General features: G+C 42.6%; 13 protein-coding genes. 6 read left to right on the forward strand and 7 right to left on the reverse strand.

The window, feature by feature from the left end; all coding sequences use genetic code 11:
• Positions 1–18: 18 nt before the first annotated feature.
• The 3 genes from FHS24_RS03645 to FHS24_RS03655 all read right to left on the reverse strand — a co-directional run bounded on the left by FHS24_RS03645 (position 19) and on the right by FHS24_RS03655 (position 5,522).
• Positions 19–906 (reverse strand): alpha/beta fold hydrolase, encoded by an 888-nt coding sequence (locus FHS24_RS03645; protein WP_183618757.1) that lies wholly within the window; start codon positions 904–906, stop codon positions 19–21.
• Positions 907–1,053: 147 nt separating this feature from the next.
• Positions 1,054–2,109 carry a signal peptide peptidase SppA gene (gene sppA, locus FHS24_RS03650; RefSeq protein WP_183618759.1) on the reverse strand — a complete coding sequence of 352 codons (1,056 nt, stop codon included), beginning with the start codon at positions 2,107–2,109 and terminating at the stop codon, positions 1,054–1,056.
• A gap of 272 nt (positions 2,110–2,381) precedes the next feature.
• Complete coding sequence (locus FHS24_RS03655; protein ID WP_227671713.1) at positions 2,382–5,522, reverse strand: ComEC/Rec2 family competence protein; 3,141 nt, start codon at positions 5,520–5,522, stop codon at positions 2,382–2,384.
• Positions 5,523–5,796: 274 nt separating this feature from the next.
• On the opposite strand from FHS24_RS03655, the gene FHS24_RS03660 reads away from it, so the two are divergent.
• Positions 5,797–6,372: a DUF2062 domain-containing protein gene (locus FHS24_RS03660; protein WP_183618761.1), complete on the forward strand. Its 576-nt coding sequence runs from the start codon at positions 5,797–5,799 to the stop codon at positions 6,370–6,372.
• Positions 6,373–6,449: 77 nt separating this feature from the next.
• Here the strand turns inward: FHS24_RS03660 and FHS24_RS03665 are convergent, their stop codons facing one another.
• The 3 genes from FHS24_RS03665 to FHS24_RS03675 all read right to left on the reverse strand — a co-directional run bounded on the left by FHS24_RS03665 (position 6,450) and on the right by FHS24_RS03675 (position 8,892).
• Complete coding sequence (locus FHS24_RS03665) at positions 6,450–6,767, reverse strand: hypothetical protein (RefSeq protein ID WP_183618764.1); 318 nt, start codon at positions 6,765–6,767, stop codon at positions 6,450–6,452.
• A 164-nt stretch (positions 6,768–6,931) separates the two neighbouring features.
• Complete coding sequence (lolD, locus tag FHS24_RS03670) at positions 6,932–7,612, reverse strand: lipoprotein-releasing ABC transporter ATP-binding protein LolD (protein ID WP_183618766.1); 681 nt, start codon at positions 7,610–7,612, stop codon at positions 6,932–6,934.
• 44 nt (positions 7,613–7,656) lie between these two features.
• Entirely contained in the window at positions 7,657–8,892 is a 1,236-nt protein-coding gene (locus tag FHS24_RS03675) for a lipoprotein-releasing ABC transporter permease subunit (protein WP_183618768.1), read from the reverse strand.
• 460 nt (positions 8,893–9,352) lie between these two features.
• On the opposite strand from FHS24_RS03675, the gene FHS24_RS03680 reads away from it, so the two are divergent.
• A complete protein-coding gene (locus tag FHS24_RS03680) occupies positions 9,353–10,333 on the forward strand; it encodes a hypothetical protein (protein ID WP_183618770.1) in 981 nt (326 codons plus the stop codon).
• Between the two features lie 108 nt (positions 10,334–10,441).
• On the opposite strand, the gene FHS24_RS03685 is transcribed toward FHS24_RS03680, so the two are convergent.
• Complete coding sequence (locus FHS24_RS03685; protein ID WP_183618772.1) at positions 10,442–10,831, reverse strand: SCP-2 sterol transfer family protein; 390 nt, start codon at positions 10,829–10,831, stop codon at positions 10,442–10,444.
• An 886-nt stretch (positions 10,832–11,717) separates the two neighbouring features.
• Between FHS24_RS03685 and ccoN the strand changes: the two genes are divergently transcribed.
• From ccoN to ccoP, 4 genes are read left to right on the forward strand one after another with little or no spacing between them, the layout of a single operon-like run.
• Positions 11,718–13,199 carry a cytochrome-c oxidase, cbb3-type subunit I gene (gene ccoN / locus FHS24_RS03690; protein WP_183618774.1) on the forward strand — a complete coding sequence of 494 codons (1,482 nt, stop codon included), beginning with the start codon at positions 11,718–11,720 and terminating at the stop codon, positions 13,197–13,199.
• A gap of 9 nt (positions 13,200–13,208) precedes the next feature.
• Entirely contained in the window at positions 13,209–13,847 is a 639-nt protein-coding gene (gene ccoO, locus FHS24_RS03695; RefSeq protein WP_183618776.1) for a cytochrome-c oxidase, cbb3-type subunit II, read from the forward strand.
• Positions 13,847–14,029 carry a cbb3-type cytochrome oxidase subunit 3 gene (locus FHS24_RS03700; RefSeq protein ID WP_183618778.1) on the forward strand — a complete coding sequence of 61 codons (183 nt, stop codon included), beginning with the start codon at positions 13,847–13,849 and terminating at the stop codon, positions 14,027–14,029. The genes ccoO and FHS24_RS03700 overlap by 1 nt, the downstream gene beginning before the upstream one ends.
• Entirely contained in the window at positions 14,026–15,186 is a 1,161-nt protein-coding gene (ccoP, locus tag FHS24_RS03705; protein WP_183618780.1) for a cytochrome-c oxidase, cbb3-type subunit III, read from the forward strand. Before FHS24_RS03700 ends, ccoP begins: the two co-directional genes overlap by 4 nt.
• Positions 15,187–15,466: the final 280 nt, after the last annotated feature.

Here is a 15,466-nt window from a genome sequence, read left to right on the forward strand (position 1 = left end):
CATTAATAATGCATCGGCTTATTTTGGTAACTGCTGCTCAATAAGCTCAAGTACTTGTAGCGCCACCGATTCTGGGTGCTCAAGTGGGAACATATGACCACCAGCGTGGGTTTCATAACCGATATTAAGGCGTGATTTGATTTGCTGCGGGAACCTACGCTTAAGAAATATACTGTCTTTACCAATGATAAGCGTTACTGGAGATTTCGGTGCACGGTTTGGAGTCAGCCAATACCATGACGGATTGGTACGAAAAACCTCAACTTCGCTGGCTTTAGGAATAGCCAATGTTACCTTTCCGTCCGCACGCTCATATAAGCCATGCTCGATATAGCCCTGAAAGCTACGCTCATCAAAATCTTTAAAAAAACCTTTATGACGCAGCTTATCATAGGCATCTTCGCGGCTATCCCAAACATCACGGCGATGCTTAGACACGCCCGCTGGCGATAGCTTATCCATCAAACGATTATTCATCAGCGGTAATCTATCTGCGGTTTTGGCCAAATGCCATAGCAAGCTGACCTTGCCATAAATCCAAGGCGGATCCATCAGTACCGCCTGCGCAAAGTGTTCTGGCGCACGGTATAACGCCTGCATAGTACACATCGCACCAAGCGAATGACCGACACCTACTACCTGACTAACGCCATGCTGCTCACAGGTACGTTTAACATTATCAATAACCTGCTGCGTCAGGCTCTTCCAATGGTCATCTACTGGATAATCGGGCGTGTTACCCAACATTGGAATATATTCAATGGTAAAAAATTCAACAAGCGCTTCAAAAAACGGCGCATAAACAGCACTTGGCATACCATTAGCATGGGCAAAATGAATGACAGGTTTTTGGGTTATTTTAGATTTGGGTAATGACGCAAAGGTCTGTAAATTAATGGCACTCATGACAGGCTCTCAGTAATTTAAATAGCGATTTAAACAGTTATTTGGAATAGTTATTATAATAATCAAAACTTATATACAATTAAGGCTGAGCATAATCATATACTCAGCCTCAACAATCATACACATTAAATCTAAAATATAAAGGGCTTAGCGCATTTGCGCATTACCCTCTTCTTGCGGTAACACATCAAGCTTGATGCTTGAACCAAGTCCTGCGCCTAACTTGACGGCGAAGCGATCCATAAATAAGCTAAATGGGTCAGTTGGCGTATAATTGACCACATTTTTAAGCTTAAGCTGCTTCTCTAAACTTGAGATACTGCCTTTTTTGTCTGCTAAACCAAGCTCAATAGACTGCTCGCCGGTCCAAAATAGCCCTGAAAACAGTTTGTTTTCCTCAGGGTTTTTCAGACGATCACCACGACCTTGTTTGACCGCGTTGATAAAGTGCTTATGGGTATTATTCAACACTTTTTCGACGTGCTGCTCTTCATAAGCAGTAAGCGGACGTGACAAGCTTAAGATATCTTTATACTCGCCTGCGGTAATAGTACGGTCTTCAACACCGAATTTATCCATTAAGCCTTCGATATTATAGCTTGGCATAATCACACCAATCGAACCAACTAAGCTTGATGGATTGACATAAATCTCATCCGCTGCCGAAGCAATATAATAAGCGCCAGAAGCACCCATATCACCAATCACCGCGTAGAGTTTTTTATCAGGATATTCTTTACGTAAATCCATCATCGTCTGCCAAATTTCATCAGACTGTACCGGCGAGCCACCAGGTGAATTAATATCGAGCGCCACCGCTTTGGCATTGCTGTTTTTAAAGGCACGCGTCAAGGCTTCATTGACATCATAAGCATTGGCCGCATCACCACTACTAATCGTACCTTGGATTTCAACTACTGCCAAATGTGGTTTACTGGTATCTACGCCATCGAGACTGGTTGGTGTTTTAGTGCTGCAACCACGGCCAAGGGTCAAAAATATCAATAATATATAACCAAAGGTCAATAGCTTAAAGAAAATACTCCAGCGACGGGCGCGGCGCTGCTCAACCACACTGGCTAATAACGTATTTTCAATCAGTCGCCACTCTTGTCCGCTCGGCTGATTTGACTGCTGCAGGGGCGTTGGCTGATTTGCCGAGTTGTCAGGACGTTTGTTAGGGTCTGGTGGCCAGTTGGGCATATAACTTCCTAAGTCAGAAACAATGTAAAACAATAAAAGAGAGGGTCTTAAAACTTAATCAAGCAAAAACTTAATATAACCGCAATAAGTATATTTACTTATAGAAGTGCGTTTTGTAGCGCTTTCATAAAAGTTAAATAAGCTACTAAGTATGGTGTCATTTCACTCATGGTTCAATAGCAGAACTGTGAAATAGCTTGATATTATAAGGGTAACACCTTATAGCAGCGAGGCATTTTATAAGAATAACACTATTAAGATAAAGCCTAAGATTAATCCTTAGTATCAGCATTAAAAGCTAGAGCGGCATCTAATGGCTTATTATCGTAAGTGATTATCTCATGGATTTGTTGCTGGCTTATTACCTCAGTAGAGATATGCGAGGTACTGTGTCCAAGCCATGTCGTGCTATTTATTGCATTGTTTAATCTGCTATTTAAATTGTTATCTTTATCATTCGGTTCAACTGGGCATAATAACGACCACATTTGCCACACCCGCGGATGCGTATCGGCATTCAGAATCAGGCGTGATTGAGGATTTTTAGCTTGATTGATTGGCGCTTCTATATCGGATTGAAGCGTTTGTACTTTGCTAGGTAATGGTCTGAGTGGCTCAGCAGCATTATAATTTATCACTTGAATAGGCAGTCTACTATCAATCGTAAGCGTGCAGTCCCACACACTGGTATCGTTTATTTTGCTCCAACCTGTTATTGCTTGCAAAGTTAAATCACCAGTTGCGAGTTGCCAGATTTTACCTTGCTCACAACGTTGAGCGCTAATGGTTGCATGAGTTTTAGCTTGACCAGATTGACTGGCTACTTGATAAGCGTGCTGAAGCTCAGACCAGCGCTCACTACGTCCTGCTTGCCAGTATTGAGCGGTTGGGAAACGTTGACTTAGTTGCGCCACTGTTATTGGTAGTAATTCAGAATTGCTCGGCTCAGAATTATTCAACTTAAAACTTTTGTGCTGCAATGGTTTGCCGTTGCTAGTCGATGATGTTGACAATGTAGCAGTCAATGCAGCGCTACTACTTTGCACCACGATACCTTCTAAACGCTTAATGGATAAGCTGCGTAGTTGCTGCTCTAGCGTCGCAGAAAGCTTGTCAGCTCTTAGCGTGCTTGGCATCGTACGGACACCATCAGGTCTGTGATCAGCCAAAAACAACCAACTGACATTTTTCTTATTTATCCTTTTAGCGGATGCGCCTTCATTACTACCCTTATGCGCATTTTCATTGTTTATCACAGGATATTGCAGCAAAACCGCACTCACATATTGATCGCCAGTCGGTAAAATATAAAGAGTCGGTATCGTGGTTAGTGACTGCTGATTGGCATATACCGTCATCACTAGCAGTGTTAGCGGCGGTAGCGCGAGCCAGCGACTGATAAGCCCGCGCGGCAATAACCAAGGCAACATCGCCAGTAATACCATCAGCAAAATAGCCATATTCACTGGCGTATAGAGCCATGCCCCTGAAAATATAGGTAATGCCGTCAGCCATATAATCAGCTCGTGTAAATAAGCGACAATGGCAATCACCAATGCCCAAATAGTCTCCGCCAGCGTGGGTACGATAAGATAGCAAAGCCCTGCCAATAGATTCAGCGGGACAATCACCCAGCCAAATAAACCAATGGCAAATAGATTGACGACAAGCCCTAACAATGAAGCCTTGCCGAATAACAATAAGGTAATGGGTAATAGCGCGATGAATAGCCAAAACTGTAACTTCAACAGTCGTTTGAAGCCTAGCCACATGCGTTTAAGAATCTGCCTGCTTGTATTGCCATCATGACTAAAAGCCGTTAACTGAGCGAACTCTGCTTGACTCGACTGTACTGAGCTATCTTCATATTTTAGCAATAGCGCAACTGCTATAAAAGATAACCAATAACCTGCCTGCCACAATACATATGGGTCGAGCCATGCCATCAATATTGCTAGCGCCAACAATATACGCGTGGTACTAATCGGTAGCAATGTTAAGCGTATCAACCCTATCGCTAATAACATCCATGCGGTACGCGCAGCAGGCACATCAAACCCCGTAAATAGAGCATAAATAAAAGCCGCGCTAATCATGACCCACCAGCGAACTTGCCAGCGCGGGATATGACGATAAAGAGATGGACAAAAACGATTAACCAGTAGGACAGCCAATCCTGCTAACACAATCGCTAAAAATAAAACATGCGTCCCTGAGATGGCCAGTAAGTGTGAAATACCGGCCAGCTGATACAAATCTTTGGTATCGCGATTGATTAAACTGCGATCACCTGTCAGCAAACTTAGAGTTACCGCTTTTGCTTGCTGCTGTGCGATAGTTTGTGCTGCCCAATCTTGATAAAAGTATTGGCGCAGCTGCCAACGTCCTTGGTCTATAGCGGTACGAAAACGTTGTAAATAAGAATCGTCAGCTCTATATAGTGCCTCTGAGTCATCAAGCCTAATCGTCGAAGTACTGATCTCTAGTATATTGGCAACGCCATCGATATGCCGCCCTCGCAACCAACGATAACTATCAAATCCCGTTGGATTATTCAGCGCTTGCTCAGAGCCAACAAGTGGTGCTAACGTCAAAGTCATCAATAATTTATCACCGGGCTGTAGATGATTTAAATCTGTAATCTGTGTTTGCTTAGATAGTTTTTTAGCTTGTTTCTTAGAATATTTTTTAGAGGGGTTTTTAAGCGATTTCTTATACTGCATTTTGGGATATGCATTTAGCAATACACGATATTCAGCTTTTTTAAAGCCCTCAAAACCTTCAGAGTTATCATGGTTTGAATTATCTGTATGTTCGCTATTTTCGCTTAGGCTATTACTCAACCCTTCTTTATGATTGGCAGCGTAATTCGCCGTAAGATTATCTAAATCCTGCGCTGTCATTTCAGACAATAACGGTGATATCTGACTGATGGTGGCAACCTGTCGATAACCACTATCGCTTGCAATATCATAGACACTATCGCTTATTCCTTCGATGCTAACTAGCGCCTGTACACGCAAAGATTGCTTTAAGGCACTATTTTGCGCCTCCTGATGACTCATTAAAGCGAGCAGCCCACTACCTATAATCAGCGACAACGATAATCCTGCCAATATTAAATAGCGGATACCTTTAGAAAGTAACGACAAGGTATACAATGAATTTTTAGCTGAGTTTTGATCAGAAGGGTCTTGAGAAAGAGGTGTTTTTTCGTTAAAGAAATGAGGATATGGAATACGACGTTGACTGACGACTAGTAAAATAATAGTAATAATCGTTAATAATAGCGGCAATGGCGCGGCAGCACTGAGGTTTGCTAATAACGGACTGACGGGTACCGACATACTATCAGCAACGGCTAAAACGCCCATCATAACGATGATTATCAAGCTACCAATTAACCAGTACACCAGCGCTCCTTGCTAGATAGTCTGTATGATAAGTATAGGCTGTATAATAAATATTGATTGACGATAGTCTTAATATTAGACCGAACCGTCAAGCGATGGTATTTATTCTGCGATTACCCTATACTGAGCAGAAATATTGCGATAGTGATTATCCAACATTATCTTCCTGCTTTTCTGATAACATCCTTACCTGTATTTTTTATTAATAATATCACTGCATACCAGCCCATCAGTATGATTGAGCGGGCTGTAGATAACGAGTAAAGGCGATTCGGTGCCAAACAAACGTCTGAAAGACCTACTTCCTACCCCTGAAAAAATCTTAGCCAGTCGCACATTAAAAATGTTTGCGCCGCAACTTGCCGACCCGCGTTTGTGGCATTTTAATCGCCACAGTCTAAATAAAGCGGTTTATATCGGTGTGCTTAGCGCGTTTTTTCCGCTGCCAGGACAGATGTTACTGGCCTTGATCGGTGCGCTCATCTTTCGTGCCAATGTGCCAATGGCGCTCGGTTTGACTTGGATTACCAATCCGGTGACCAGCTTGCCTGTCTTTTATGCTGGCTACTATGTCGGCGCCAAGATCCTTGACGTACCAATGATTAGTTTGCGGCTTATCGGCAGGATGATTGCTGATTTCAGCTTATGGGCATTGTCAGACGGCGCTAATCCCTTTATTACGTATAAAGGCACGGTATCCCTGACGGCTTTTTGTTTGGGACTCACCATTCTAGCCATCATTAGCAGCATCGTATGCGGCTTGGCGTTTAAAGCTATCTGGCGCTATAAGACCGTTACTAGTTGGCAAAAACGTCAGCAGAATTCCTCTGACGAAACGCCTAAACATTAATATCAATCAATCAATCACATATTACTATTCATTTAGTGCCAGTCGTAATATAAAAATCGCCCAAATATTAGGCGGCGTTATAACTCGCCTTCTTGCTCTTTATGTTTTTCGATAGCATTTAGAATATTGTCAGTAAGATTGGTATCCATCACAAAGATATCTATCACCTTCTCATCTTTAAGCAGCGTATAACGCTTGCCCGTCGCACTATCTTGCGCTTTTAAGTCGTAATCGACGCCCGCTAAAGTAATCGAGTCAAAAACCGGCGTTAACAATTCTATTTGAGCCTGTTTATCGATGGTGTCAAACAGCGTTGGATCCATATAAGGCTTTAATGGCTCATTGCCTTCTTCGATACTGCCAAACGCTTCAATCGGGTCATCGTCTTTATTCATAATATTCATCCTTACTTAATGAATAAGGCTGCCCTGTACAGCCTACTTGTTATCTCATTTTTATAAAAAAACCTAACCCTATCATGCTACTGCTTAGTAACGGCAATCATGCAAATTTTATAAACAACTGTTAAAAATATCTTTATTAACAAAAGGTTAAAGGTTTAATAATCTTCCCAATGACCATTACGTAATAGCAGCTGACGGTCCGCAAGTGCTGCCAAACTACGGTCATGCGTCACCATTAACAGCGCCGTTTGCATGGTACTTTGCAGCTCGGATAACAGTCCAAATACACTTTGGGCATTGTCATAATCCAAGTTACCGGTCGGCTCATCGGCCAAGATAAGCGAGGGCTTAGTCACTAGCGCACGAGCAATCGCCACACGCTGACGCTCACCGCCTGACAGCTCACCCGGTCTGTGCGCCAAACGATGCTCAAGACCGACACTGTTTAAAATATCAATGGCTTGTTGACGCGCTTCTGTGGTCGACATTTTTGGGCGCATCAGTAGCGGCATAGCGACGTTCTCAACCGCAGTAAATTCCGCCAATAAATGATGAAACTGATAAATGAACCCTAAATGCTTATTACGCATCGCGCCGCGTTCAGTCTCATTCATGGTATTTAACAGCTGACCATGTAACCAGACTTCACCACTGGTTGGCGTATCAAGTCCGCCGAGCAAGTGCAATAAGGTGCTTTTTCCTGAACCACTGGTACCGACAATAGCAATGCGCTCACCGGCATTAACGGTCAAATCTAAGCCCGTCAATACTTGCGTACTTACCGCCCCTTCATCATATATTTTATTAATATTGGTCGCTTTTAAAATCGCAGACATAGCGCTTCCTTTATTTTATTTATCATGGCATTAACGCCTATAGATTACTCGTAACGTAGCGTTTGGGCTGGCTGGATTTTAGCCGCTCGGCGTGCTGGATAAATGGTCGCCAAAAAGCTCAATACAAATGACGCGCTGGTAATCAGTACCACGTCTGCCAAACGTAGCTGTGATGGCAGATAGTTTACAAAGTAAGCATCAAATAAATTTAGACCAAAGCTGTTATTAATAAAGCCCAAAATGTCGCTAACGGTTAGGGCAAATATCACACCCAGTATCGTGCCCGCAATCGTACCGATAAAGCCAATAACCACACCCTGTACCATAAAGACATGCGTAATCAGACGCGGTGAAGCACCAAAGGTTTTTAGAATGGCAATATCGGCTTTTTTGTCGGTCACTAACATGACTAAACTTGAGACAATATTAAAAGCTGCAACTAGAATAATTAAAAACAGCAGCAAACCAACCATGGCTTTTTCCATTTGGATTGCACCAAAAAGATTGCCATGCGTTTGGGTCCAATCGCTAGGATATAACTGCTCAGGAGCAATGGCAGCAGCTCTTTGGGCGGCCATCGGTGCGTTAAAGATATCATCAAGCTTCATACGGATACCCTGCGCGCCCTCTGGCAGACGCAGTAATTTTGCCGCATCACCCATCGGAATAAATGCCATCAGGCTATCTACTTCTGGACTGATGGTAAAGATACCTGTCAAAGTAAAACGCTTAAAGCGTGGTATCACACCCGCCGGTGATGGCGACGCTTCTGGTAGCACTAACGTCACTTTATCGCCTAAGCGCAGTCCCAAAGATTGCACCATCTCTTCGCCAAGCACAATACTGAACTCACCGTTTTGCAAGGTATCAATACTGCCTTCTACCATATGCTCATTGATGATAGAGACGTTTTTTTCGTATTCAGGATCGACACCAGTGACCATAATCCCAGCCACTTGACCGTTGGAGGTCAACATACCTTGCAACTGGATAAAAGGCGCAACGGCAGCGACCTCTGGATCTTCTTTGATCTTATCTGCTACCTGCTTCCAATCACCGATAATCTCGGTCGAGATAACCGTCGCTTGTGGCACCATACCCAAAATACGAGTCTTTAGCTCCCGATCAAAACCATTCATGACCGATAGCACGGTAATCAGTACCGCCACGCCAAGCGTCAGACCAATCATTGAAATCAGCGATATAAAGGAGATAAAACCATTACTACGCTCTGCTCGGGTATACCGTAAGCCGATAAATAACGCTAAAGGACGAAACATATTCAAACTCTTTATCTTATCTACGTGCGACTTTATTTATGTTATAAAACCAGCTGCAACAACCGCCTCGTAGCATTACATTTACTAAGGCAGTTGCCGCAAAACATATCAATCGAACACAAAAACAGGGGTTATGACCAGCAAAATGCCGCTGTCAAAAGGGAGCTAGTTTGACACAATTTGACTTATATGTGCCAGTCATTAGCGCAAACTGCCAGTATTTTTTAATAAAAACTCAACTTTTAACATTATTTTTCATGAGGGGCTTGCTATTAGTTGCGTCTATACCTATATATTGTATGCTAAGGACAATTGTCATTAACCCCTCATTGTTGTTTGTTGCCTCTTTACTGACGACATTGCTGGTTATCATAAACCAATCCGCTCATACATTGGATAATGGTCAGCAATCACAGTTTTAGACCCAAACCTCATGGCTGACTTAAGTTTGAGTATATTCATGACCATTAATTATCAATATAAAAATATCCAATCCCCCACCAAAATCACTCTATCTGACGAGCAGTCTGCCGGTCACGCTGATCATTGGCGCATTTTGACCGATGACATGAGTCAAGACGTGCCAGAATGGCTGCAAAAGATGATTGAAAAGGCTGCAATGCCTAAAGGGCTCAACAGCAATGTCAGTGCCAAAGACAGCTGTTTACTACTATCTGAAGACCAGCCTTGTCATATCAATCAGGTACTGGCGATGAAAGATGGCAAGCCTGAATGCTTTATTAACGCCTACCCTTGTGTCGATAGCCCTTATGGGCTGACGTGCAAAATCGAACGTATGATTGTCAATGACAATACTCATGATGCGGTATTACGTTTACGCACCGCTGATGGCAGTATCATTTACGCTTTTGACCAGCTCTATACGGCCAACCGTCATTTATATCAACAGGATATGGCGTATTATGTGAATTTTAGTGCTTGGGCGCATGAGATTAAGCTTAGCGAACAAGACGAGGTGATTATGGTCGAAGACCAAGAAGCCATTCGCTACCATCGCGCTTTTAACGACATTGTCGCCGCCAATGATGGAAAAATTCCTGATGATTTACAAGAGCAAATCAAAGCATGGCAACCAGAGACCAAAGAACAAATGGCACCGGTTGAGATTAACTTAGGTCATATGTGTGCCTACCTGTTTGGCGATACCTTAGGGCAAGAAGACGAAGCCTGGTGTCAGGGTCAAGTACTGGGTAAGCAAGAAACTCTATTTAATGGTAAGCCCATCCTCTTATTTGATGTGGTGGTACTGCGTGAGCAAGATGCTGACCCATTTGTAATCCGTATTGGCGCGCCTAAAACTTCGACCACTGCTGCTATCCAAGTTCATGACTATGTACAGGCGAATATCTGGTTACAAGCAGCGATTTATAAAGAAAATCAAAAATCGCAAGCAAACACGCAACAATCAAAAGCCAGCTAATTTAACACAGCCCTCTGCTGTTAAATTTATCAATAAAAAAGCCCTTAATCTTAATTAAGGGCTTTTTTATGTTAAGCGTTATACTTTATAAAAACTCAAGACAAACCATTAAGCCATGGTAGTCATTGACTTAATACGACTATAAAGCTCTTTTTGCTCAGCACTTGGGCGTGCCGTTTGTACTGCCATCAATTGTGACATATCGCCTTCAACACGGATTTTACCACCCATAAAGGCGCCCATGATTTCATTGGTATCAAAATCAGTAATGATTGATTGCAAGATGCTACGATCAAGCAATAAAGTGGTTGTCGCTGCGTCATTTAAGCCACGATGTAATAAACCATCAGCGAAACTGGCTTCGATATCTTGCTCAGTATCAGATACTTTTAGGTTTACAATCATATTGCTTAATGCTGGTGGTAAATTCAATTCACCGGCTTCTTGACCCATTTGCTCAACTTGCTCAAACCATTCGTCTGTCAAAAAAACTGCCATATTATTATCCTTAATACCTATTATAAAAAGCTCATATCTAGAAAGCTTATGTATGGACAGCTTGTGCCGTTAAAGGCATAAGCTTGACCGCTATTTAATTGATTAAAATAATTGTTAACAGAGGTATAAAAACGTCCTGTTCGCAATACTGCTCAGCGCCATTATAAGATGCAACTTGATAATAAGTAAAACTTATTTATAACCCCTTAAAGCTCCAATGTCGTCATGATTACAAATTTTTCTGATAAATTTCTGTTTTTTCTAAGCTAGCACTATGTTTTTTCACCCCTAGAATAGTAGAGAAATTGGGTATAAAATGGGAGCATAATGCTGCAATATTAAGTTGTTGGCGCATATTTTTACCAAAGAGTTTGTATTTTGGCGCATAGTTCTGATGATATTTGATTAGGTTTGCGTTACAATACCCTTAAACAGAGTCGGGAGTTTTAACTAAACATTACCTAAACATGTTTTTTTGTCAGCCGCCGCTAGCATACATTGATGGTGCATAAGCTTTTTAGCGCCAGTTGAATATCAGTATCTATCTTCGTTCATACTGTTTTTATCAGTAATAATTAAGATACATACTCAGCCTCAATAGATGTTTGATGCTCAAGGAAGGCATATTTTCTTATCAAACCTGACCGTTTATTAACAATCCTACTATCGACTAGCTGTGAGCGCAGTGCGTTTTTATCGCCTTCCTCTACTCATCAGCGATAGCTGATAACTAGCGAAGTTGATAGTTAATAATGGCAAGACTGATAAGAGTAGTCAAAAAATAGCATGTACCGCAATCATTATCTGCTTATAAATTTTTATAAGACGGATGCCGCGGAGAGTTAGTTAATTCTGTTGATAATTCGGGCTGTAAAGGAATCATCCAATGAGTTTACAAAACACAGCAGTCGCCCCAGTTGACCGTGAATATGAAATCACTGTCGTAAGATTCTTTACGATAATGGCCGTGATATGGGGCATCGTCGGCATGAGTATTGGTGTGTTCATTGCTTCACAGTTAGCATGGCCAGCACTAAACTTTGACATTCCATGGTTGACATTTAGTCGTCTAAGACCGCTCCACACAAACGCGGTTATCTTTGCATTCGGTGGCTCTGCCCTGTTCGCAACCTCTTATTATGTGGTACAGCGTACCTGTAAGACGAGACTATTTGCGCCTTACTTGGCTTGGTTTACATTTTGGGGTTGGCAAGCGGTTATCGTATCAGCGGTTATTACGCTTCCTTTAGGTCTAACATCGACTAAAGAATACGCTGAGCTTGAGTGGCCAATCGATATCTTGATTGCCTTGGTATGGATATCTTATGCCATCGTTTTCTTCGGTACACTAATCAAGCGCAAAACCTCACATATCTATGTGGCTAACTGGTTCTTTGGCGCTTTTATTATTACGATTGCTCTACTGCATATCGTAAACAGTATGGCTATCCCTGTTAGTGCGTTTAAATCTTACTCGTTATTTGGCGGTGCAACCGATGCGATGGTGCAGTGGTGGTACGGGCATAATGCGGTAGGTTTCTACTTAACGGCCGCTTTCCTTGGAATGATGTACTATTTCGTTCCGGTACAGATTGGTCGTCCTATTTATTCTTACCGTTTGTCTATCGTTCACTTTTGGGCATTGATTGCTTCATATATGTGGGCTGGTGGTCACCATTTGCATTATTCAGCGCTTCCAGATTGGACGCAGTCATTAGCAATGGTGTTCTCGATCATCCTATTTGCACCATCTTGGGGTGGTATGATTAACGGGGTACTAACGCTATCAGGTAGTTGGGATAAGTTACGTACCGATCCGATTATTCGCTTTATGATTGTGGCATTGTCGTTCTATGCGATGTCGACGTTTGAAGGTCCAATGATGTCTATTAAGACCGTCAACGCGTTATCTCATAACACTGACTGGACTGTAGGTCACGTACACTCAGGTGCGCTTGGCTGGGTTGGTATGATTACTATTGGTTCGCTATACGTACTGTTACCACGTATCTATAACAAACCAAAAATGTACTCAATCAGCTTAATCACCACGCATTTTTGGTTGGCAACAGCAGGTACTATCTTCTATATCGTCTCTATGTGGATTTCAGGTATTGGCCAAGGCATGATGTGGCTTGCGACCAACCCAGACGGTACGTTGGTATATAGCTTCGTTGATACGGTTGAGTTCTCACATTTCCCATATATTGGTCGTGCTTTTGGTGGCCTATTGTATGTATCGGGTATGTTTGTTATGGCATATAACGTTTATAAAACACTGCAAATGCCAGAAGGTAAGCCTGTAGATATCGCTGACCCAACGGATCATGAACCTAGTGTTGATAAACCTTCGGCAGCTAACGTATAAGGAGCGATCATGTCTGGTACACCGCATGAAATTATTGAAAAAAATACCGGCTTGTTGGTTATCGGTATTGTTATTGCCATTAGCTTTGCAACGCTCGTTGAAATCGTACCGCTGATTTATGACAACAAGGGTCCTGAAGAAGGTGGGGTAAACGCTCCCCTTCCCGCCATGGAGCCATGGACTGCACTTGAATTTGAAGGTCGTGACATCTACATTCGTGAAGGCTGTCACGTCTGTCATACCCAAATGATTCGTCCGTTACGTGCTGAAGTTGAGCGTTATGGACCTTATTCGCGTGCTGCTGAATCAACGTGGGACCATCCATTCTTATGGGGTTCAAAACGTACTGGTCCTGATCTTGCACGTGTCGGTGGACGCTATTCTGAAGATTGGCAAAAACAGCATCTGATTGCACCACGTTCTTTAGTACCTGAATCAGTCATGCCTGGTTTCCCTTGGCTTGCAACCAATGAAGTCAATGGTAGCAATGTTCAAGCCAAAATGCGTCTATTCCGCGATCGTTTCGGTGTGCCTTATACTGAAGAAGATATCGAAGGCGCACCAGACGCTGTACTTGGTGCCACTGAGCTTGATGCTTTGGTTGCCTATCTACAGCAATTAGGTACCGCGATGGAAGGACAGCGCTAATGGGTATTGGTGAATTACAAACAATTGCGACCGTTTCTGCCTTTGTTGCCTTCGTAGGCGTTGCATGGTGGGCGTATTCGCCAAAAAACAAAAAACGCTTCGAAGAAGATGCACAACTTGCGCTTGATGACGAGGATATAGAATCTCTGTCTGAAGAGCAGCGCAATAAGGATAAACGATGACATTTTTTTGGAGTTCTTGGATCACCATACTAAGTATTATGTGTTGGGCGGGTATCCTCGGTGTTTTGCTAATGGTCTTGAAATACAAGCCAGAAGTAGAAGAAGACGGTACCACAGGCCACACCTACGACGGTATTCAGGAATACGATAAGCCACTCCCTAAATGGTGGCTAGTGATATTTTTTGGCTCAATTATTTGGGCAGTTGCATATTGGATATTTTTCCCAGGTATTTTTCCATCGAAGTGGGAAGGTATTACAACCGTAGAAGTAGATGGTAAAACCGTACCATGGACTTCTCATAACGAGTTGAACAGCGAACTTGAAAGTAATAACAAAGTATTTACCGATAACTTTGAGCAAAACATTTTGGCCAAAGCAGATGCGAGTGGTGCAACAAAAACCCTAGCAACGCTTTCTGAAATGCAAGCAACAATGCGTCACAGTGAGAAGCCACCAGCAGAGCTACAAGCTCAAATTGATGAGAAAGTTGCCGAGTTGGCACCTTATGTAGAAAAACTGGCTGAAAACCCGAATGCATTGAAGGTTGGTAGTCGCTTGTTCTTACAGAACTGTGCAGTTTGTCATGGCTCTAACGCCAAAGGCGCTACAGGCTATCCAAATCTCACCGATAATGACTGGTTGTATGGCGGTGAGGCAGCAAACATCTTGACGACTCTACATAACGGCCGAGTCGGTGGTATGACCGCATGGCGCGATCAAATCGGTGAAGATGGTGTTCGTGCAGTGTCTGAGTATGTTCTATCAATATCTGGTAACCAACCAGGTTATGAGCTTGATAAAGCAAAAGTTACTCAGGGTGAGGCAATCTTTAATGAGCCAACTAACTGTGTACTTTGTCATGGTCCAGATGCAAAAGGTATGACTTCTACTGGCGCGCCAAACTTGACAGATAAAGTCTGGCTATATGGTGGCGATCGTGAAACTATTCGCGAAACGATACGTTATGGTCGTGCAGGCGTAATGCCTGAGTGGGAAACCAAACTGGGCAATGAGCGCATTATGTTGCTTGCTGCTTATGTTTATTCTCTATCAGACAGAAGTGCTCAACCTGCTAAAGCAAAAACAGTCTCTGCCCCTGCTCCTCAGGCAGCGACAACCGCTACAGCTACAGCAGAAACGACAGCAGCTAAATAATTATATTTAGTCAGTCGTTATATCGTAAATAAGTAAGTTTAAAAAAGGGAGGACTGTTATTACAGTTCTCCCTTTTTAGTTATTCACTGAAGGCTAAGTCACGCTTATCGTGAAGGGACGCGATAAAAACAGGGCTAATCTTATGAGAAATAAGCACGCTTTGTCATTTACCCTTTGTTTATTATTTGTTTGTCATTATTGGCTGCTACTACCGCATTTAGCTATCGATAATAATGAGATTAATGTTGCTTTCTAACATTATTGCCCCATTTATAGTAGG

Source organism: Psychrobacter luti (assembly GCF_014192115.1).
In the GTDB taxonomy this organism is placed as follows: Bacteria; Pseudomonadota; Gammaproteobacteria; order Pseudomonadales; family Moraxellaceae; genus Psychrobacter; species Psychrobacter luti.